The organism is Paenibacillus taichungensis, assembly GCF_050994985.1.
Taxonomy (GTDB): Bacteria; Bacillota; Bacilli; order Paenibacillales; family Paenibacillaceae; genus Paenibacillus; species Paenibacillus taichungensis.
The window spans coordinates 4,153,633-4,174,865 of sequence record NZ_CP194720.1 but is presented as its reverse complement, the minus strand read 5'-3'; the positions used below and the strand labels follow the sequence as shown (position 1 = coordinate 4,174,865).

Here is a 21,233-nt window from a genome sequence, read left to right as displayed (position 1 = left end):
TCTTATTAATGATCACAATAATCTATAACATTACCCCTCATACCCTTTCTACAGTTAGTGCTGTAGAACAGCCTTATGGGCCTAAATCTATGAAAGGACCTCCAGTGACTGTAGATGCTAATGCAACGGAAGGAACGCCCGGAGTATACTGGTACCAACTTGATTCAGGAGAATTTAGAGCCGATTTTCAGGGAACCTACAAAATTGTAGATAATGGAGGTTCCGATGATGACGCATATCCAATAAAAACGGAAATACCGGATAATGTTGATATGAGTAGGTGGCCGCCACTAAGCTGGAAACCGTACAAAGGGATAGCAGTTAATAATTCTGTTGTTACTGATATCAAACTAAAAGATAACCCTGACGGTGTAAAATATAAGCAGGTTAACAGTTATGAAGGAATAGGGACTCCGAGAGTTACAAGTGAAAAAAATGCTGACTTAAGAACATACACGGGAAAAGGTTTTGATTTCTTTGAAAGAGAACGTTATGGAACCAGACCTGGTGATAAACCAAAATTCAAGATGGTATATCATACTCCAGTTAGTATTTTCTGGGAAGGGAAGATCCATGAAGAAAAAGAGATCGACGTAACCCCAGATTCCACCCTAACGGTTGGAGAAACCAAACAGATGGTAGCCAAAGTTAAAACGAAAAACTACGGAGCTACTCAATTTAGTGAAGGCATCGATGTAAGTCGTCGCGAGGCTGAGACCACCTGGTGGTCATCTGATCCGAGTATTGTGAGTATTGAACCCAAAACCGGAATGGTGAAGGCTGAAAAGCCGGGTACTGCTTTTGTACGTGCAATCTGGAACAATGGTACATATCTTATCTCGGATACGGCTGACATTACAGTAACGTCCGAACCAGGACTCATTGTGAACCTGCCAAACGCTTGTAAAGCAGACACAGCAACACCGCTGCAAGCTAAAGCTATCCTGACCAAGTCAGATCTTTCTGTTCATGAGCTTACCGCTCATCCCAAATTGACCTGGCAAAGCTCCAATCCAGCAGTAGCGACCATAGGTGCAGATGGGAAAATGACGATCAAAGGTATTGTCGGCAGCACCACCATCACTGCGCGCTTTTTGGACATTGCCCAGCAGTTGGATGAGCAAGGAACGCAGGTTTTAGATGTAAAGGATTGCACAGGCAACGGAGGAGACGGGGGAAATGATCCAGGTAACGGCGGTGTTGTGGGTTGCCCCGTGACCATCAGTCCACCTAATAAAGGAGCGTTAATCGAATCGACTGCCATGGACCCATCCGTCCGGGGCGTGCTGAAAGCTGATGATCGGGGATCTGAGAAGTTTGATGTCACCCGTGGCATCCCGACTTCTGAAGATCTCTATGCAAATGTCATGGCTAGAGGCTACTTGTTCCAGCACCGTTGGGTGAACATGACGGGAACAGTGACTTATACGGTCAACGTAAAAAAGAAGTATCACAAAACATGGACGATTCCGGGCAGAGCCTCGACAGGACCGAATGATCCAGGCACACCTCCACAACCTAAGGAACTAGACGTTCCAGTTGAAAAACCAATGCAGGTCATCCGACAATATAGTTATTGGCAGATTGATAATTTGGAAGTCTATCAGCTAAATCAAGCTACAATATCCAATTATGCACTTGGTGGCTACGGTGGTACAGTAACGCTGATTCCAAACGGATATACACCGCCGACCTTACAATCGGCTAATGATGATGCTGTTACCGCACATGTGAAACCAGCACCTTGCAAGGAAATCGACCTTGGCACTGAAACAAAGTCAGGCGGTGACAGCGAGCCGCCTACACCTGATGAGACGTCGTTATTCCAATCCAAAGCCGAGGCTGAGGTCAAAGAGAACACTGTAAATAATGACAAGGTGGTGTTTAATGGTGCCACTGTGATGGATCCTGCTCCGATGGATAAGACTGCTCCGCGACCTGAGACAATCCCTCAGCCTGATATGATCGGCGACAACGTGCTGTACCAGAATCGTTTAACTATTCAGAATACACTGGTCAACAAGGCGGACCAACCGACAACGGGCGAGATCGCATATGGCTTGATTCCTGGAAATATTAAAGGCGGTCAGGATCAGAACTTTTCTATTCAAGGGATCAATTCTGTCACGGTGCACACGCCTGTCGTTAACTACGCCTCAGTGTCTGATGATCAGCCGCATAACCAGAAAACAGTGCCTGATCCGACCAGTTCGGCACTTATTTTGGAACGACCGTTTATCGTACGCATCCCGACCTCAGGGCAGCATCTGGACGTAACCAGTTACCCGGGTTATGGCAATAGGGAATATGCCAAGTATTTTCGCATCAAGCAGGTTCGTTTCCCCTTTGATGTCTATAACGCCGATAGAAGTCAGTTTATTCCAGCCAAGACATGGGTGGATATTCCGGTCAGCCAATTGGATACCGTTTTCTATCTTCCAGTATGGGTGGATGAAGGACATTACCGAATTGAATTTCGCAATATTGCGGAAAATGCTCCTTCTACATTCACCGAACAGCAGGATGCCAACACGAATCTGACCCACCATGTTGCGGCAGATACGGTTCCGGTGGAGGTTATTGGGCGATTGTATGATTTTCACGTTACGGATATCGCTGATTATAATTGGGAAAATGTGTTCCGCAAGCAGCTCGGAAGTTCAGAGCCGATAGGGGTGAGTTACTGGACAGGACTTAATAGTATTGATGGTGATCCGCGAGGGAATCTGGCACCATTCGTGTTACCTGTTCGCCCAGGTAGTCACCCTGTGCAGGGTTTTAGTAATATTGCGGTGAAAACGGGTTACCATATCAAGTTCGACCTGAAAACAAAAGGAAATATGTTTGGCAAACAGGATGGTGTTCGAATTACTCCAACATTCTACTTTGTGAGCAAAGACGGCTCTTCCAGACAAGAAGTTGATCTATACTACCACCGCGGTCAAGAGCGACTTATTCGGATAGGATCGGCGCAGGATTTGGAGAAAAGGTTTGTTGTCCTGAACTCGAGGTTGCGTAACGTACCCGGTACGGAATTGGGGGACACGGCGCGTTATCAGTATACGTATGAACTGGCTGCCGATGAATGCAATCAGAGTTCGCTCGCTGATTATATGGTTACGCTTGTAGATCAAATCTCTCACCAGAAAACGTGGGTAGGCCGCTATGATTGGATGATTTTGCCCGCTTCCATTCGTACACTGATTGGACCCAAGACAGACATTCCCTCGGGTGTTAGTGTAGACCGTGCGAATGCGGCAATCCAACGTTGGTACGGAGAATACAGCCTGCCTGCAGATGTATACACCGTGCCAAAGGGAACCAATCTTGAATTGCTCGCCAGACAAAATCAACTGGATGAAAAGGCTTCTGTATTTATGAAGGACGGATATATCGTGGTCAACTTTAATATCGAGACACTTCGAGATGGGAATACAGAAGCTCCACACCTGCAATACATTTATGCTCCACTGATGAATCAGTGGCAGATGGAAGGTTTCAACAATCGCCCAGTAGACAGTCAAGGCCGAACTTGGCCCTTGAAGGATGGTGATGTGGTCTTTTACCATGCAGATCAGTCCAGCCGGAGCGATTTTCAGTCTCAGGTGCCACATTAAAAATAAAAAGACTGTCAGCCTAAATAAACCAATCCAAAAAGAAGCCGCCCGGATGCTTTTACGCATTCAGGCGGCTTTTGGTTTAAAACATTGAATTGCAAGAGACACCCATTTTTTTGTTGAATATCAAGCCAAATGGTTAATATTTATCTTGACGGTTTGTTTTTGAACATTATGGACCACAATTCTAAATAAGGAGGCTACAAATCGGGCGAAATCTGAAAATGTGTAGAAACCATCGCAGGATAAGCGATTACCAACAAAACGCCATACAATCAGAGCACATTTGTGGGTCGGAAATGTTCCAATTATTCGATTCATCTAATTTATGCATCAATTGAACTAAAAATAGGAAATGCTCCTGAGCGTAAAAGTTTATAGAATAGATATTAGAACACGGACTTCACTTGAAAAAGTTGAGGAAAGTGTAACCCTCGAACGGATCAGGACAGTATTCGACATCTGTGCGACGGTATATACAATCATCAGTTTACTATGATTTTGAAAACGCAGACAAACCTTGACGGGAGCGTCGGAACAACGTTACTACCACCAACAGCACGATTATTGGACTTCATGAAAAATTTAGCTTAAAATGTTGAACGAACGCAAATTACGGCTTAGTCAATGATTTCCGTCAAAAACTTATGACTAAATCAAGACGGAGGGAACGTCGATGACGATCGAGGAAGGCAACAAGAAACCCTGGGAAAGTTACTATGGCCCGAATATGGGATACGTACAGGAACAATATGAATTATACTCCCAAGACCCGGGTGCAGTTACACCGGCATATCGGGAATTATTTGAACAATGGGGTGCACCGCCGATGTCTGGCAGGGATGCACATACAGCCTCGTTTTCTGGCAATGCACAAAAGGCTTCCGGAAGCGTGGATATTCAACTATTACAGAAAGCGGTTACAGCAGGGAAACTGGTAATGAATATTCGTACCTATGGTCACCTTGCGGCCGATATTGATCCCCTTGGAATCAGTGAGGATTCAGATACTTCTTTGCTAGAACCGAAGCATTTTGAATTGAATGAAGAAGATTTGAAAGCTCTGCCAGCTTCCCTGATCTGGGAAGGTGCAGATGGACAGACGGTAACAGGATTGGATGCCATCCAGCGCCTGCGGCAAATATATACTGGTCCTATCGCTTATGAATTCAGCCATGTGCATGAAGTTCATGAGCGGGAGTGGCTGAACCGCCGTGCAGAATCTCGTACTTCGCCGGCACCGCTTAATCCAGAGGAGCGTAAAGCTTTGCTGGAACGTTTGGTTGAAGTGGAGCAATTTGAAGATTTCCTCCACAAAACATTTGTTGGGCAAAAACGTTTTTCCATTGAAGGTAACGATGTGTTAGTCCCTATGCTGGATGAAGCAGTCCGAATTATGGCACACGCTGGTTCAAGCCATATTCTGATGGGGATGGCTCACCGTGGTCGATTGAACGTACTGGCTCATGTACTGGGCAAGCCGTATAGCAAAATTTTCTCTGAATTCCATCATTCTCCGAACAAGGATTTGGTTCCTTCCGAAGGGTCAACAGGAATCAATTACGGTTGGACGGGGGATGTCAAATATCATCTGGGCGCAAACCGTTATGTAAAAGACGGGGAAACAGTACAAGCGCGTCTTACGCTTGCCAATAACCCGAGTCACCTGGAATATGTAAACCCGGTTGTACAGGGTTTTGCACGTGCAGCACAGGATGACCGCCGTGATCCGGGATATCCGAAGCAGGATGTAACCAAAGCGGCAACTATTCTGATGCATGGTGATGCGGCTTTCCCTGGGGAAGGTATTGTAGCAGAAACGCTCAATTTCAAAGCATTGCCTGGTTACCAAAATGGCGGAACAATTCATATTATCGTGAACAACCGTCTTGGATTCACAACAGACAGCAGCGATTCACGCTCAACGTATTATGCGAGTGACCTTGCCAAAGGATATGAAATTCCGATTGTGCATGTCAATGCAGACAATCCGGATGCGTGTATTGCAGCTATTCGTATGGCAGCAGAATACCGTAACCTGTTCAAAAAGGACTTCCTGATTGACCTGATCGGTTACCGTCGTTATGGACATAACGAAACAGATGATCCGGAAACAACACAGCCGACGGTGTATGACAAAGTAAAAGCTCATCCAACGGTTAGCCATTTGTACCAGGATCATCTGAAAGAGGAATCGGTTATCGACGATGCTTCCATTAACAGCATTCGTGAAGCTGTAACGAATCGTTTAAAAGAAGCGTACGAGCAGATGAAGAACAATGAAGTACATGAATATTATCAACGTCAAATTAGCGAGCCAGAAGCCGTTTCGATTATTCCAACTGCGGTACCATTGGAAAATCTGCGGACAATTAACGCAGACTTGCTGAAATGGCCAGAGAATTTTAATGTGTATCCGAAGTTGCAGCGTATTTTACAGCGCAGAAGCACATCTCTGAACGAAGGCGAGAAAGTAGACTGGAGTCTTGCAGAGACGCTTGCGTTTGCTACCATTCTTGCGGATGGCAAACCAATCCGGATTAGTGGACAGGATGCAGAGCGTGCAACGTTTGCTCATCGGAACTTGGTGTTGCATGACTCCGAGAATGGTGCGAAATTCTGCCCACTGCATCATCTGCCACAGGCAAGAGCATCTTTTGCCATCTACAACAGTCCGTTGTCTGAGGAGTCCGTTGTTGGTTTTGAATACGGATATAACGTCTATTCACCAGATACGCTTGTAATTTGGGAAGCACAATTCGGAGATTTTGCCAACTGTGCACAGGTTATTTTTGACCAGTTCGTATCTGCCGGCCGTGCCAAATGGTCACAAAAATCCAGTCTGGTCATGCTGCTTCCGCATGCGAACGAAGGTCAGGGACCTGAGCATACAAGTGCTCGTCTGGAACGTTTCCTGCAGCTTTGTGCAGAAGACAATATGACCGTTGCGAATTTGACAAGTGCATCGCAATATTTCCATCTGCTGCGTCGTCAGGCTTCGTTGACTGAAACGGAAGATGCTCGACCGCTGGTTATGATGTCGCCGAAAAGTCTGATTCGTAATCCGCGTGTCGCTTCACCTGCAACAGAGTTCAGCGAAGGCAAGTTCGAGCCTGTGCTGGAGCAAGCAGGATTGGGCACGAAACCGGATCGCGTAGAGCGTATCATTTTGTGCAGTGGTAAAATCGCCATCGATCTGGAAGATGCTTTTGAGAAGGATAAAGCAGATTGGTCTTGGCTTCACATTATTCGTGTCGAACAGCTGTATCCGTTCCCGGCGGAAGAAATCAAGCGTGTACTTGCACGTTTCAGCAAGCTGAAAGAGCTGGTGTGGGTACAGGAAGAAAACAAAAACATGGGTGCCTGGACATACATGGAGCCTCGTCTTCGTGAAATTGCGCCAGAAGGAACAACCGTTAAATACGAAGGTCGTCCGGAACATGCCAGTCCTTCCAGCGGTTATCAACTTGTGCATGGCATGGAACAGCAACAGATCATTACATCCGCATTGAAGCAAACGACGAAGAATAATATTCCACTGGGGAGGTAACAGCTGTGAGTGAAATTAAAGTACCTGCAATGGGTGAGTCGATAACGGAAGGAACTGTATCCAGATGGCTGGTCAAAGAAGGCGAAACCGTTAATCAGGGTGATGTTCTTCTGGAACTGGAAACGGATAAAGTAAATATTGAGATCAGTGCTGAAGAGAGCGGTGTTCTTGAGAAAATTGTTCGCCAGGAAGGCGAGACTGTAGAAATTGGTGAAACGATTGGAACACTTTCAGCTGGAACTGGAGGAGGAAGCGGCGCGTCCGCTTCCCAACCAGCAGCAACGGAGCAGAAACAATCAGCTCCTGCACCGGAAGCTCCAACTCCGCCACCAACACCAGTTGCTGCAGCACCAGAATCTTCGGATAGCAGCTCGAAGACAGCTTCACCGTCTGCTCGCAAACTTGCACGTGAGCGTGGTATTGAGCTGGATCAGGTACAGAGCAAGGATCCGATTGGCCGTGTTTATCAGGATGATGTGAAAACTCACAACACCCAGGCTGCGGCTCCTTCAGCGCCTCCTGCTAAAGCTCCCGCTGCAGCACCTAGTGCTCCGGCAGCAGGTGGTACCACGTATACCAAACCAGTAGAGCGTCAACGTATGTCCCGCCGTCGTGCTACCATTGCGAAACGCCTGGTAGAAGCACAGCAGACTGCAGCGATGTTGACTACGTTTAACGAAGTGGATATGACGGCAATCATGGATGTACGTAAACGCCGTAAGGACAAGTTCAAAGAGAAACATGAAATCAATCTCGGATTCATGTCCTTCTTTACCAAAGCAGTTGTAGGTGCACTGAAAAAGTTCCCAACCATCAACGCGGAAATTGATGGTGAAGATGTTGTACTCAAAAAGTACTATGATATCGGCATTGCGGTATCTGCCAAAGAAGGTCTTGTTGTACCGGTTGTACGTGATGCAGATCGTCTTGGCTTCGCTGAGATCGAGAAAAGCATTGCTGATCTGGCATCCAAAGCTCGTTCCAACACGCTGGCTTTGTCTGATCTGCAAGGAGGAACCTTTACCATTACCAATGGCGGAACGTTTGGCTCCCTGTTGTCCACACCAATTTTGAATACACCTCAAGTGGGTATTCTGGGTATGCACAAAATCCAGCTTCGTCCAGTAGCGATTGATGCAGAGCGGATGGAGAACCGTCCGATGATGTATATCGCTCTGTCGTACGATCACCGTATCATTGATGGTAGCGAAGCCGTTCGTTTCCTCGTGACGGTGAAAGAATTGCTTGAAGATCCAGAGTCTTTGCTGATCGAAGGGTAATCCATAACGTTTAATATTAAATTGCCATCTTATAAATAAAAAAGAAAACCCCTGAACGAGCACAGTGTAGGCTGTGCACCCGTTCAGGGGTTTTCTTCATTGTATAAGTAATTTATGCCGCATTATATGGAATCGGCTGTTTCTGCATGTGCTGTGGAATGATGGGCACTGTAGTCGGACGTATGCCTCTCCAGCCACTCCACGACATGTCCTGCAACCTCAGTCCGATTTGTCTCATGCAGCATTTCATGGCGTCCCCCTGGATAGAGGCGGTATTCAATATCCTCAAGCTGAAGCTCCCGATATTGGGCGACCAGGTTAAGCACCCCTTTGCCATGAAGCCCCACCGGATCTTGTTCACCTGAGAACAGATATACAGATTTATCCTTGGGAATACGTTTCATGTTGCGTGGCAAATGAATGTCCAACAGGAGTTTGAAAAAGTCGCGGAAAAAACCTGCGGAGCAGACGGCACCACATAAAGGGTCATCAATAAATCGCTTGACCTCTTCGGAGTCCCGAGACAGCCAGTCAAACGGCGTTGTTGCCGGACGGAAAGAACGGTTGAATCCGCCAAATACGAGCGCATTGAGCAGCATACTTGGATGACCCGTCCCCTGAATGCCACACTGCAAGAAAGCCAGCTTCTCTCCGATACGAAGAAGACCGCGCTTGCCATTGGTGCCGGACAAAATAAATGCATGGTAACGCTCGTGGCCAGCATACATTAGATGCTGTACCAAAAACGACCCCATGCTATGCCCCATGAGAAAGAGGGGCACATCAGGGTTTTCTTTGGCGGCAACTTCGCCCAGATTCATCATGTCACTCGCCATCCAGCGGAAAGCATCGACGCCGGCATTGCCCAACAAATCCGAGTTTTCGACCGTTTTACCATGACCACGATGGTCATTCGCGTAGACCGCATACCCGTGCGTGGTGAGATGTTGAGCAAATTCAGTATATCGGGCAGCGGTCTCGCTCATACCATGTGCAATCTGGACCACACCTTTGATGTTGCACTCCGGATCGGGAAGCCAGCGGTACACATGAATACGGGTACCTTCATTGCCAACTAGGCTAAAGGTAGATTCCTGCATCTCGTGTAAATCCTCCTTCACAGGTCACATTAAAGCCAGTTCAAATCAGGGAATTCACCCTTGAATAGATAGTTGATTATTCAATTAAGGCAAATAAGAACGAAGAACAGTAGTGTTACCATCCAGCGTATAGGAGCCCAAGTTAGCAGGCAGTAAGTAACATTGTCCAGCTTTTAGTTCAATCTTATCCGATTCCGCGTTATCCCACTCCAGCGTTCCGCTACCTTCACAGACCACAAGGATAGTGAAGCTTTCAGCACTTGTAGAGAGCTCCCAACGTCCTGTAACAATCCCTTTTTCCACTACAAAATAAGGGCATTCCGCAAGCTTCAGCCACTCACCTGGAGTTGCGTTGTTGGTTTTCATCGTCGTGGCGCCAGCGCCCTCATAAGCTGTTACATTCAATGAATCCTCAACATGTAGCTCACGTGGTTTGCCATCCAGGCCCGGACGATTATAATCGTAAATCCGGTATGTTGTATCCGAGTTTTGCTGGATCTCAGCAACAACGACACCTGCACATAAAGCGTGTACCGTTCCCGCAGGAATAAAGAACGTATCTCCAGCCTCTACAGGTACTTGACGAAGAGTATCCATGACCGTACCATTTTCAAGCGCTTCCTTCAGTACTTCACGATCGACGCCTTCATTTAAACCGTAGATGATATGTGCTCCTGGTTTGGCATCCAGCACATACCACATTTCCGTTTTGCCAAGCTCGCCGGGAGGGAGCGCTTCGTAGTCATCTGTTGGGTGAACTTGTACGGACAGATCATCGTTACAGTCAAGCAGTTTGATCAGAAGCGGGAATCGTCCTCCCTTTTCCGAAACTCCTTTAGTTCCAAGCCATGCTGTGCCCAGCTGTTCACGAACTTCGTCCAGGCCTTTTCCGGCAAGTGCTCCATTTAATACTTTGGTTGTACCATTGGGATGATCCGCAATCATCCAGCCTTCTCCTATATGTCCTTCAGGTGGCGTCAGGCCGAATTGCTCCAGCGCGCGACCTCCCCATACACGTTCTTTAAACTCTGGTTGAAATTGCAGTGGGTATGGCGTAGGCATTCCTAATCTCTCCTCTAGTATATGAAATGGTGGATCGCTTTAATCAATCATGACCGCGTAATTGGCATGAATGTAACAGTGAATACGGTTGCACGTCTTTATGTAGAACACAAATCGCATAAATTGAACCCAAAGAGTGCTTTGTTGCGATTGTGTCTAGTTTATTGCATTTGTGGAACAAAGGAAATTATTTTTTCTCGATGCCAATCAGAAAAGGGGAGGTATCACGCTGCAATTGGCGATAAATCACCACTTGTACCTGCTCTACAGGTAGAGCAGAGGACCACTCCAATACCGCATCCGCTTCCTGTGATCCTCCATCATGACCTGGATACAGCACAACGGTAATAATGCCGCGCGGCTTGAGCAATGCCAGTGCAGCCTGGAGAGCAGCAATAGTACTGTCTGTTTCCGTAATTATGGTGGAGTCCGCACCTTCCGAAGGCAGGTACCCCAGGTTGAACATTACAGCACCCACATTACCCTGCCATGTTTCAGGAACGGCCTCAGTCATTCGATCATGGCTTAATTGAAGCATGGAGATGGAGCCTAATTTGGCAGTGTCCTCTTGTTTCCGAATACGGGCTTGTGCCAAGGTAAGTGCCTCGCTCTGAATATCGAAACCAATAACTTGCCCGCGTTTACCAACTTTTTGTGCCAGAAATAGAGTGTCCGCCCCCGTTCCAACCGTTGCATCAATAGCTAAATCTCCAGGCTGTAGACGGGAAGAAATCCATTGATGGGCACAACTTAAAACCGAAAGAAAACCCATCTTAAGCACCCCTCCAGTATTTACCTTGCCAGGAATCCCGCTCACGCAGCACACGATCAATGGAATTCAACACTTCCCATTTGTTCATGGACCACATCGGCCCAATTAGTAAATCACGCGGTGCATCCCCTGTAAGGCGGTGTACAATCATTTCGGGTGGAAGCATCTCCAGCGTATCGACGATCAGTTTAATGTACTCGTCTTGTTCGAGGAAACGAAGGAGCCCGGCTTCATACTGCTTCACCATTGGTGTTTTGCGCATCAGATGAAGTAGATGAATTTTGATTCCCTGCACATCCATGTTGGCAACAGCTCGTCCGGTATCCAGCATCATTTCATGGGTTTCCTGCGGCAGTCCGTAAATAATATGTGTGCACACCCGAATATTCCGTTTGCGCAGCTTCGCAACGGCTTCCTCATAGCAATGAGTATCATGTGCACGGTTAATTAGGGTTGACGTGGACTCGTGAATGGTTTGCAGACCCATCTCAACCCAGAGGTAGGTGCGTTCATTCAATTCAGCCAAATAATCAACGACGTCATCCGGTAAACAGTCAGGCCGAGTGGCGATGGACAGACCGACAACACCGGGCTGCTTCAAAATTTCTTCAAAATATTCACGCAGTTCTTCAACGGGTGCGTATGTGTTCGTATAGGCTTGGAAATAGCCAATGTAGTGAGCTGTAGGCCATTTCAGATGCTGTTTATCCCGAATGGTATTAAATTGGGTGACCAAATCATCCCGTCTGCTACCGGCGAAATCACCCGATCCACGAGCGCTGCAAAATGTACAGCCCCCTTTGGCGATAGATCCATCTCGGTTCGGGCAGGTGAAACCCGCATCCAGCATCACTTTGAAGACCTTATTGTTAAATTCGTCTCTCATTTCGTAATTCCAGGTATGGAATCGTTTATCTCCCCATAGGAGAGGAGGTTGTATTGAAGGTGCATTCATCTTCAGGGTACTCCTTTGACTTACCTAATGGCTTGCTTATTATATTACCGAATTCGACTCTTTTTGAACTTTTACCATTGTATCAAAAAACTCAAAAAAAGGGGAATCTAGTCGCAAAAATAGGCCGTATAAACGAGGTTTTATCCTTGCTATAGTTTACACATTATGTTATATTTAAACCAGCGTCAGACACCATCTAATGGGTACTATTCATCATAGCATTTGAATCAATGTTGACGTCATGGACCATACTATACCGTGAGGTGATATGAATGAATTCCCAAGTTAAAAATAATGATCTTCATCATGTTTCTGTAGAACTGACGGCAGAAGAAGCTCTGGCTTTGACAGGTGTTCGTTTCAATGGCAATCCGAAAGTGAAAGCGGCTGCAAGACAAAAAGTTCGCGATGCTTTCGAAAAGACATTTGATTTTTCACACCAAGATAAGGTAGACTATGAACTATTAAAGTAGTTGGACCCCAATTCCAAATAAATCGAAGAGGGAATCTTTGAGATTTGCCCCAAAGTGGCAGATCCGAAGATTCCTTTTTCATTGCTCTTTACAATTAGCCAGTTCTTCGGCAAAATGATTCTGAGACAAGTATGGATAAACGGAGGAATAAGATGCGTTTACGTGGCAGAAAAGGGATTCGTGAAAATTTGGAGCAACAAGTTGACCTCGTTGTTCTTGATCCCAAACAGTACAAAGGACAATGGTCTGAATTGTTTGGCAATGACCATCCGATCTTTGTGGAATTTGGCATGGGTAAAGGTCAATTTATCAGCCAAATGAGTTATAAATATCCGGAATTTAATTTTATTGGTATTGATATGTATGATGAATTGGTACGTCGTGCCAGCGAGAAGGCTCGGAAAGCATGGAGTCAGGCAGAAGTGGAGACACCACCCAACCTGAAGCTGGCGCTTGCTAATATCGAACAGATTGAAGATGTATTTGAACCGGAAGAACTGGAACGGATTTATCTGAACTTCAGCGATCCTTGGCCAAAAGCCAAGCATGCACGCCGTCGTTTGACACATCCACGTTTCCTGAAGAAATATACGGAACTGCTTAACACCAAAGGACAGATTCATTTCAAAACAGATTCGGAGACATTGTTTGATTTCTCTCTCAATGCGATTGCCGACTTTGGCCTGCAAATGACCAATTTGTCCCTGAACCTGCACCGTGATGGATTGAATGAAGAGCATGTCATGACGGAGTATGAGCAGAAATTCATGGGTAAAGGCATGAACATTCACCGGGTTGAAGTCATCGTTGGTGAAGAAGCCTTGCGCGAGTATCAAGAGATCCGCTTGGACAAGTATAAAGTTCGGGAAGCTGCGGACGAGTCTGGCGAAGATCAAGAGTAATATTATAAAAAAGCGTGATATGCATCTGGCTACCAGACTCTCATATCACGCTTTTTTGCTATTTTGGATGAACTAAACCTCATGCCGTAACTTGTGGATGTCCATTTTACTTCTGCTAAAGCTCCGAATGAAGCTCCTTACGTCGATAATCGTTGGGAGTAACCCCGTTGAATTTCTTAAACATCCGATAGAAATAAGAACTGTTGGTGAATCCGGTTTGCTCGGCAATATCAGCTACAGAGTTTTCCGTCTTAATGAGCAGGAATTGCGCTTTGGCTATGCGAGTCTCGTTAATAACATCGGTTAGACCTTTTAACGTTAGTTGTTTATAGAGTCTGCTGACATAGATGGGTGACATGGCTAGTTCATCTGCAATCGAGGTCAGACAAAGATTGGTGTCTGCGTAATCTCTCTCAATAATGCAGTTAATTTTGCGAATGAGTTCTTCATGTCTAAGCGTTCTTTTTTCCTCAACTTTGGATCCAAGCTCGTCGAACATGCGATAGAAGTGTGCGTGAACTTCACTGAGATCCTCGGCATCATGGATCGGCAGCATTGAACGATCGGAGATGGATTCAAGTGTAAGCTGGTTGTTCTTTTTGAGTGTGTTTCTTACATGATTCAGGGTCATGGTCAGATGGGACAGAGCCAGTTGAAATACGGTAAATGGATATGTTGCCGTTTCGCTCACGATCTCTGCATAGACCTGTTTGGCTTCGCCTGTTTTGCCTGTCATCAGGCAATCAATCAGCTGTCTCTCTTTTCCAACAGGGAAAGCATATTCTTTGGCATGGTACGCCATGATGTCCGAGGTATAAATCAGGCATCCAGGACCCATGAACAAACGATGAAGAGATGCTTCTGCTGATCGGGTATAAGAAGCAATACTGTTTTCCAGTGAATCTTCCACAGGTCCAATGGTAAATGAAATGGAACATCTTAGATGTGTCATCACGGCAGCCTGCATCATGCGCAGCAGGTCCTCAATAGGGTTATTTTCATAATCAGCTTCATCCTGAACTTTATCATTAAAGATAAGTGTGATCAGATCGCCGCCCATATCCACAGCTTCGGTGTGGTAGTAAAGGTCAGCCGTTTCCGTGCAAATGTTCATCATCGCGTATTTTATAAGTTGGACTTCATCCCGGTAGGTATCATTGAAATCGGTAAAATGATCAATACGAAGCAGTACGAGTCTGGTTAGACAATGAACATCAACAGAAGAGCCATAAAACTTCATTCGGTCCTCCAGCATAGCTCCTGTTACGGTTTCACGTCCTTGCAAAGCCCCGCGTAGAAAGTCCTGTCGTAATAGATGCAGACTGCCACGACGCTCTGCTTCCATCACACGCATACGGACAAGTACTTTATCAATAGGATGATATAGCTTTCGGGACACGAGGTAGGACAAGAACACACCGGCAATTAATAGCCCGAGACAAAACAGAACAGTGTGTGTCCGCATATTACGAATATCTGAGGTGATCAGGTCATATGGCGTGATTCGTACATAGCGCCACCCTAGGTTATCAGGAGCGGTGTAGGTAATAAGTGACTTTTTTCCATCAACCTCTGCGGTAAAGTAGGCGGACTGCTCCTTGTTTTCCAGAATTGGCTGCATAAACGTTTCATTGGACAAATCTTTCATCAACGCACGATTGCTGAAATCGGACAATAACTGTCCCTGTTCATTGATAATAAACGTTTTCCCAGGCTGATCGGCTGAGTTCATATTGGGACTTAGCCAGTCGTCCTTGATATTTACGACGACCGCATAATACAATGTGGCATTGTCATTGATCGTGTCATAACAGAGGTACGTATAACTGCTGACCTGAGTTTCCTCTGTGGAGCCAACCTGGTATGTACGCGGAATGGGGACAAATGGTTTGTAGTCATGGAACCTGTCGAGGATGCTTGTAATCCCCTGATCGTCAATTTCCGAGATGGACTGTTGTCCATTGCGAACTTCATTTGAACTGATAAAGAACTCATCATTTTTGGAGTTATAAACATAGATGGATTCGATAAAAGGGAGGGACATGCGATAGTTGTCGAGTTGTTCCATCGCTGATGTAATTTCATAGATACTCGGATTCGAATAGAGCAGGAGGGCAGAGATGGTGTAATCCTGATAAATCTGGTAAGACAGTGATTTGGCGGTCTCGGTCATCTTGGAGACTTCCCGACTGGTCTGGGTAAGACCATTCATATCAGTTCGGTAGACCTGACGAAGGGCAATACGATTATAGTTGACGTACAAAATGGTAGAAGCCACAAGCAAGGTGGCAACGGTGCTAACAATAATGCCGATGAGAATCCGTGCAAACACCTTCTGGCTGTCCTCTGAACGTTTGCGCATGACCTTTCCTCCCGTGGACCTCCTGTTTTGGATGAACAAAGTTAGACTTCATAGCGAAGGATAAGACTTCATATATGGGCGTGGTGAATCACGGATGTATCTTGAATTATATATTATGTATGCGTTTACATCAACGAAGAACGGCTGCTATGTCCGATTTCCTTAGCTAAAGTTCAACTTTCGCTTTATTGTTCACTAGGTTCAACCTATGCACGATATCAACTTTTGTGAACGCTCAGGCATCATTTCAGTGTTCGTTCATATTGTTCATATTCTGTTTCGCAGAATCGTTCATGATCCGGCCGAATGATTCAGTATCCGGTAGCACTTAGGGCAACTACAATAAAAACAGAGCTCCACTGCGCGCCGCGCCGTAAGAAATTCGGGAGGGATCGAGCCATGCTCAAAGAATTGAACAAAAACAAAATCATGTTCCTGATGCTGCTGCCTACATTGATCTTTTTTCTGATTAACTCGTATTTTCCGATGGTCGGCATCTATTATGCGTTTACTCGTTATGATTTTGAAGGTGGTTTGTTCGGCAGTCCATTTGTTGGACTGGAGAACTTCAAGTTCCTGTGGCAATCCGGAATGCTGCTCAAGCTGACAACCAACACGGTGGGGTACAATCTGGCCTTCATTATATTAGGAAACGGGCTAGCGATCTTCTGTGCGATTTTGCTCAGTGAAATTCGGGGAAAAGTGTTTAAGAAAATTACGCAGTCGGTCATGTTTTTACCGTACTTCATCTCGTTTGTACTATTAAGTGTAATCGCTTACAACATGTTCAACTATGAATCCGGTTTTGTGAACACGGTACTCAAACGTTTTGAGGCAGGCCCAATCGATATTTACAATACACCTTGGATATGGGTGTTCCTTATCATCATTTTTTATCTGTGGAAAAATCTCGGATACAGCATGGTCATCTACCTTGCAGCTATTACAGGGATTAGCGATGAGTATTACGAGGCAGCCCGGATTGATGGGGCCAATATCTTTCAGCGTATTTGGTATATCACCGTACCAATGCTAAAACCGACCTTTGTCATCCTGTTGTTATTCTCGCTCGGAAGCATTATGAAGGGACAGTTTGATCTCTTTTACCAACTCATTGGAAACAACGGTGTCTTATATAACGCTACAGATATCATCGATACGTATGTGTATCGTTCCCTGAAAGTGACGTTTGATATCGGAATGGCTACCGCGGCTGGTTTGTATCAATCGCTGTTCGGTTTTATCCTGATCATGACCGTCAACTATATCATCCGTAAAGTGAATGAGGACTACGCCTTGTTCTAAAACGCCTATAGGCAGAAGGGAGAGCTAATATGCATACTCGTGCCCGAGATACGGAATTCACCTTGTTGTTTCAAATCATCGCTTACAGCATGATCCTGATTCTTTCCTTAATCTGTATCATTCCATTTCTTTTAATTTTATCCGGCTCATTCAGCAGCAACGAATCCATTGTAAGAGATGGGTATCACCTCTTTCCCACCGATTTCTCCCTGGAAGGTTATAAGATGGTGTTCAAATTTCCGACCCAGGTGCTTAAAGCTTATGGCGTGACGGTATTTACAACCGTTGTGGGTACGGCTCTTGGACTATTTCTCATTACGATGGCGGGATTTGTACTGCAACGCAAAGATTTCAGGTACCGGAACGCCTTCTCATTTTTCATATACTTTACAACTCTCTTTGGTGGGGGATTGGTTCCTTGGTACATCATGCTGGCAAACTATTTCAATCTTACGGACACGTATACCGTGTTGATTTTTCCCGGACTGATGACGCCATTTCTCATTATTCTGATGAAAAACTTCATTCGTTCAGCCGTACCGGATGAGCTGATTGAGTCAGCCAAAATTGATGGAGCGAATGACTTCCGCATTTATTTTAGCGTAGTGCTGAAACTGGCGATGCCCGGCATTGCCACTGTAGGGTTATTTCTGGCACTGGGATACTGGAATGACTGGTTCACATCATCCTTGTTCATTAACAACCCGGATATGTACCAGCTGCAATTCTATTTATATAACACCATGAACACGATTACCTTCATTGACCAGATGGCGATTGGAACCGGCATAACACTTAGCCAGGATGTACCTACCGAATCGACCAAAATGGCGATGGCTATTGTGGTTACTGGCCCGATCTTGTTCCTGTATCCATTTGTGCAGCGTTACTTTGTCAAGGGTCTTACCATTGGTGCGGTAAAAGGTTAGAACGTGCACGCGTTGTGGGTGCAGATTGCGGGATAGCTGTCTGTCCGTCTGCGTCTGAACTATGGCGAGTCTGCGCTAACATATAAGGTTGACCACAAAAAGGGAGGATGCGTATGCGTAACAAAACAATTCGGCACCTGTCTATGGTACTTGCCCTGATGTTGTTTGCCGGGGTGCTTGCTGCATGTAATAGCGGTTCGGGGGGATCTGTGCAAGGAAGTGAGCAGGGAGGTTCTTCTGAAAACAAAGGGGAGAAGGTAACACTGCAATTCTACATGCTTGGTGATGCACCTAAGGATCTGCCTGTGATTGAGTCGGAAATCAATAAGCTGGCTGAGGCCGATCTGAACGTCAATGTGAAATTTAACTATACCTCTTGGACAGACTGGGACCAAAAATATAAACTGCTGCTGTCCTCCGGTCAACCGATTGATCTGATCTTTACCGCAGATTGGACATTTTATCAGTCCTATGCGAAAAAAGGAGCATTCCTGCCTCTGGATGAACTACTGCCTAAGGCAGCACCAACGCTCAAAGCTTATGTACCTGATGACATGTGGAAAGCGGTAAAAGTCAATGACAAGATCTATACTGTACCATCGACATGGACTGAATATGTTACTGAGGGTATTGCGTACCGAGAGGATTTGCGTGAGAAGTACAATCTGCCCAAACCGGAATCTCTGGAGACACTCGAAGCCTATCTGGATGGAATCAAAGCTAATGAACCGAGTATGATTCCAATTGCGGATAGCAATGCGAACCATACCCATGGTATTCGACAATTGACGTCCAAGCTGGTGAATACGGCAGGTCAGCTCCCTTATGGCCTGGATATCATGTATGATACACCATCCAATATCACTTCCTATTGGGGATCTGCACAGCATCTGGAAGACCTGAAAACGTACAAACGTTGGATGGACAAAGGCTTTTTCCCGAAAAACGTGCTGAATGTGAAGGATACATCCAACTCATTGCTGCAAAATGGAAAATCTGCCGTTGTACTGTCGGGTGAGAACCCGAACAAATTTAATGCGGATGTGATCAAGGTCCAGTCCACCCACCCGGATTGGAAGCTCGGTTATTTCCCTTACCCGAATGCCAAAGGATTTGCACAACCAGTTCACCCGATCCACAATGGTTTTGCAATTCCGCGCAGCAGCAAAAACCCGGAGAAAGCACTCGCATTCTATGAGAAACTGGTTACCGACAAACGTTACAACTGGCTTACCGAATATGGTGTGGAAGGCAAGAACTTTGAAGTTCAAGACGGTTATTATAAAATGGTGGGCGATGCCCAGACCAATGGCTTCCCGCGCGAAGGCATGAATGGCTGGGCTTGGCGTAATCCGGAATTCATGCTCTATGATAAGAGTTTTGATGATGTGCTGGCTATTTTCAAAGAGCTGGACAAAATGAAAAAGCCGGATATCTTTACTGGATTTGCTGAAGATTGGACGCCATTCCAAGCTGAGAAAGCTGCACTGGAGCAGGTAGAAAAGCAGTATCTCTATCCGTTGAATGTGGGATTGGTAGAGGATGTAGAAGCAGGTTTGAATACATTCATGGAAAAAGCCAAACAAGCAGGCCTTGAGAAAATTCAGACTGAGTATACCAAACAGTGGCAGGAATACTTGAAGTCCGCTGGGATTCAATAGTTTGTACTTTTCTTCATATTAAAAAAAGGTGCCTTCGATTCGAAGGCACCTTTACTGTGTATATGCAAGCTTGTTTGAAGCCGTTACAGTCCGGCTTGGTCTGCAGAGTAGGGACGCAGGTCCAAAAGGTCGATAATACTTTGTGCGCTCTGCATGGGGTGATACTTGGCAATCTGCGCCATGTGGCGTTTACGTTTGCGGACAATGTCAGGGTAGTTATGAAGCAGTTTATTCATCCATTTTACAACAACGTCGAGGGAAGTAATGGGCTCTCCCAAACCTCGTGCGGTGAAATACTGAACATTTTCTTCTTCCTGACCCGGTATCGGATTATGGAAAAGCATGGGGATTCCTTTTGCCAACCCTTCACTGCATGTCATTCCGCCCGGCTTGGTGATCAGGAGATCAGATACTTCCATTAATTTGTCCACTTCATTGGTGTAACCGATGATATGAATATTATCTTTTTGATACAACGGATTCTGTTCCATATTGATACGGCTTTTGTCATTGCGGCCAAGACAGAAAATAATCTGAACATCCTCATGCCAGCGTGTCAATAATTGGTTAACCACTTCATCACTAAGCATTCCCCAACCACCGCCCATCACAAGTACAGTAGGCATGTTCTTCAGATTAAATTTGCCTCGGATCTCATCCCGCCCGGGATGTTCCCAGAAGTTGGGGTGGATCGGAATGCCGGTAACCCGAATTTTGTCTAAAGATACACCCCGCAGCATTAATTTGGACTTTACCTCATCTGTAGAAACAAGATACAGATCCACTTCTGGGCTAATCCATGTCCCGTGTGCGTCATAATCGGTGATGACTGTACAAAGTGGAACCTGCACACCCAGACGTTTCAGTCTGGATATGACGGCACTGGGAATAGGGTGGGTGCATACAATAACATTCGGACGAAGCTGACGGACAATGCTGCGTGTATGGGTATAAAACAGTTTATGCAACGCGAGTGTAGTCAGCCGATTCAAGGATTTTTTATATTGGTGCTTGTATACATACCCGATGAGCTTGGGCTGGTTAATGACCGTTTTTTTGTACGCTGTAATGATGAGTGGCGCAACTCTGGGGTTCAGAAAACTTCCCAACTCAAGTACTTTGGTTTGCACATTCGGCGAAAGTTTTCGCAAACTGCTGGACAGCGCATAAGCGGCTTGAGTATGACCAGCGCCAAAGCCTTCAGATAATAGTAATACTCTTTTTTTCTCCACGCTTGCTTCACCTGTTCCTGCTAGGTTTTCCTT

At 45.7% G+C, this 21,233-nt stretch carries 14 protein-coding genes; 8 read left to right on the top strand and 6 right to left on the bottom strand.

Going from position 1 to position 21,233, the window contains the following annotated elements:
* Window positions 1–89 precede the first annotated feature (89 nt).
* From ACR1R9_RS18535 to odhB, 3 genes are all read left to right on the top strand, one after another.
* The gene (locus ACR1R9_RS18535) at window positions 90–3,617 is read left to right on the top strand and encodes a DUF5704 domain-containing protein (RefSeq protein ID WP_433923051.1); all 3,528 of its coding nucleotides are present in this window, start codon (window positions 90–92) and stop codon (window positions 3,615–3,617) included.
* A gap of 676 nt (window positions 3,618–4,293) precedes the next feature.
* A complete protein-coding gene (locus ACR1R9_RS18530; RefSeq protein WP_099854889.1) occupies window positions 4,294–7,167 on the top strand; it encodes a 2-oxoglutarate dehydrogenase E1 component in 2,874 nt (957 codons plus the stop codon).
* Window positions 7,168–7,172: 5 nt separating this feature from the next.
* Window positions 7,173–8,447: a 2-oxoglutarate dehydrogenase complex dihydrolipoyllysine-residue succinyltransferase gene (gene odhB / locus ACR1R9_RS18525; RefSeq protein WP_099854888.1), complete on the top strand. Its 1,275-nt coding sequence runs from the start codon at window positions 7,173–7,175 to the stop codon at window positions 8,445–8,447.
* A gap of 122 nt (window positions 8,448–8,569) precedes the next feature.
* Here the strand turns inward: odhB and ACR1R9_RS18520 are convergent, their stop codons facing one another.
* From ACR1R9_RS18520 to ACR1R9_RS18505, 4 genes are all read right to left on the bottom strand, one after another.
* Window positions 8,570–9,547 carry an alpha/beta fold hydrolase gene (locus tag ACR1R9_RS18520; RefSeq protein WP_076289947.1) on the bottom strand — a complete coding sequence of 326 codons (978 nt, stop codon included), beginning with the start codon at window positions 9,545–9,547 and terminating at the stop codon, window positions 8,570–8,572.
* A gap of 84 nt (window positions 9,548–9,631) precedes the next feature.
* Window positions 9,632–10,609 carry a type I phosphomannose isomerase catalytic subunit gene (locus ACR1R9_RS18515; RefSeq protein WP_076289946.1) on the bottom strand — a complete coding sequence of 326 codons (978 nt, stop codon included), beginning with the start codon at window positions 10,607–10,609 and terminating at the stop codon, window positions 9,632–9,634.
* A 187-nt stretch (window positions 10,610–10,796) separates the two neighbouring features.
* Window positions 10,797–11,381 carry a class I SAM-dependent methyltransferase gene (locus ACR1R9_RS18510; protein ID WP_076289945.1) on the bottom strand — a complete coding sequence of 195 codons (585 nt, stop codon included), beginning with the start codon at window positions 11,379–11,381 and terminating at the stop codon, window positions 10,797–10,799.
* Window position 11,382: 1 nt separating this feature from the next.
* Window positions 11,383–12,336 (bottom strand): TIGR01212 family radical SAM protein, encoded by a 954-nt coding sequence (locus ACR1R9_RS18505; protein WP_433923052.1) that lies wholly within the window; start codon window positions 12,334–12,336, stop codon window positions 11,383–11,385.
* Window positions 12,337–12,608: 272 nt separating this feature from the next.
* Here ACR1R9_RS18505 and ACR1R9_RS18500 point away from each other — a divergent pair, with 272 nt between their 5' ends.
* On the top strand, window positions 12,609–12,809 hold the full coding sequence (locus ACR1R9_RS18500) for a hypothetical protein (RefSeq protein ID WP_062320234.1): 201 nt from the start codon (window positions 12,609–12,611) through the stop codon (window positions 12,807–12,809).
* 152 nt (window positions 12,810–12,961) lie between these two features.
* Window positions 12,962–13,711 carry a tRNA (guanosine(46)-N7)-methyltransferase TrmB gene (gene trmB / locus ACR1R9_RS18495; RefSeq protein WP_433923053.1) on the top strand — a complete coding sequence of 250 codons (750 nt, stop codon included), beginning with the start codon at window positions 12,962–12,964 and terminating at the stop codon, window positions 13,709–13,711.
* Between the two features lie 115 nt (window positions 13,712–13,826).
* Here the strand turns inward: trmB and ACR1R9_RS18490 are convergent, their stop codons facing one another.
* A complete protein-coding gene (locus ACR1R9_RS18490) occupies window positions 13,827–16,073 on the bottom strand; it encodes an AraC family transcriptional regulator (RefSeq protein WP_433923054.1) in 2,247 nt (748 codons plus the stop codon).
* Window positions 16,074–16,472: 399 nt separating this feature from the next.
* Between ACR1R9_RS18490 and ACR1R9_RS18485 the strand changes: the two genes are divergently transcribed.
* The 3 genes from ACR1R9_RS18485 to ACR1R9_RS18475 all read left to right on the top strand — a co-directional run bounded on the left by ACR1R9_RS18485 (window position 16,473) and on the right by ACR1R9_RS18475 (window position 19,968).
* Window positions 16,473–17,378 (top strand): ABC transporter permease, encoded by a 906-nt coding sequence (locus ACR1R9_RS18485; RefSeq protein ID WP_076289941.1) that lies wholly within the window; start codon window positions 16,473–16,475, stop codon window positions 17,376–17,378.
* An 89-nt stretch (window positions 17,379–17,467) separates the two neighbouring features.
* Complete coding sequence (locus ACR1R9_RS18480) at window positions 17,468–18,307, top strand: carbohydrate ABC transporter permease (protein ID WP_375165307.1); 840 nt, start codon at window positions 17,468–17,470, stop codon at window positions 18,305–18,307.
* A 107-nt stretch (window positions 18,308–18,414) separates the two neighbouring features.
* Window positions 18,415–19,968, top strand: a complete 1,554-nt coding sequence (locus ACR1R9_RS18475) for an ABC transporter substrate-binding protein (RefSeq protein ID WP_433923055.1) — start codon at window positions 18,415–18,417, stop codon at window positions 19,966–19,968.
* Between the two features lie 83 nt (window positions 19,969–20,051).
* On the opposite strand, the gene ACR1R9_RS18470 is transcribed toward ACR1R9_RS18475, so the two are convergent.
* A complete protein-coding gene (locus ACR1R9_RS18470; protein WP_076289938.1) occupies window positions 20,052–21,200 on the bottom strand; it encodes an MGDG synthase family glycosyltransferase in 1,149 nt (382 codons plus the stop codon).
* Window positions 21,201–21,233 lie beyond the last annotated feature (33 nt).

Coding starts and splice junctions, on each gene's coding strand:
- ACR1R9_RS18530 (WP_099854889.1), top strand. CDS start 4,294: ATGACGATCGAGGAAGGCAACAAGAAACCCTGGGAAAGTTACTATGGC.
- ACR1R9_RS18500 (WP_062320234.1), top strand. CDS start 12,609: ATGAATTCCCAAGTTAAAAATAATGATCTTCATCATGTTTCTGTAGAA.
- ACR1R9_RS18505 (WP_433923052.1), bottom strand. CDS start 12,336: ATGAATGCACCTTCAATACAACCTCCTCTCCTATGGGGAGATAAACGA.
- ACR1R9_RS18515 (WP_076289946.1), bottom strand. CDS start 10,609: ATGCCTACGCCATACCCACTGCAATTTCAACCAGAGTTTAAAGAACGT.
- ACR1R9_RS18490 (WP_433923054.1), bottom strand. CDS start 16,073: ATGCGCAAACGTTCAGAGGACAGCCAGAAGGTGTTTGCACGGATTCTC.
- ACR1R9_RS18480 (WP_375165307.1), top strand. CDS start 17,468: ATGATCCTGATTCTTTCCTTAATCTGTATCATTCCATTTCTTTTAATT.
- ACR1R9_RS18485 (WP_076289941.1), top strand. CDS start 16,473: ATGCTCAAAGAATTGAACAAAAACAAAATCATGTTCCTGATGCTGCTG.
- ACR1R9_RS18520 (WP_076289947.1), bottom strand. CDS start 9,547: ATGCAGGAATCTACCTTTAGCCTAGTTGGCAATGAAGGTACCCGTATT.
- ACR1R9_RS18475 (WP_433923055.1), top strand. CDS start 18,415: ATGCGTATGCGTAACAAAACAATTCGGCACCTGTCTATGGTACTTGCC.
- trmB (WP_433923053.1), top strand. CDS start 12,962: ATGCGTTTACGTGGCAGAAAAGGGATTCGTGAAAATTTGGAGCAACAA.
- ACR1R9_RS18535 (WP_433923051.1), top strand. CDS start 90: ATGAAAGGACCTCCAGTGACTGTAGATGCTAATGCAACGGAAGGAACG.
- ACR1R9_RS18510 (WP_076289945.1), bottom strand. CDS start 11,381: ATGGGTTTTCTTTCGGTTTTAAGTTGTGCCCATCAATGGATTTCTTCC.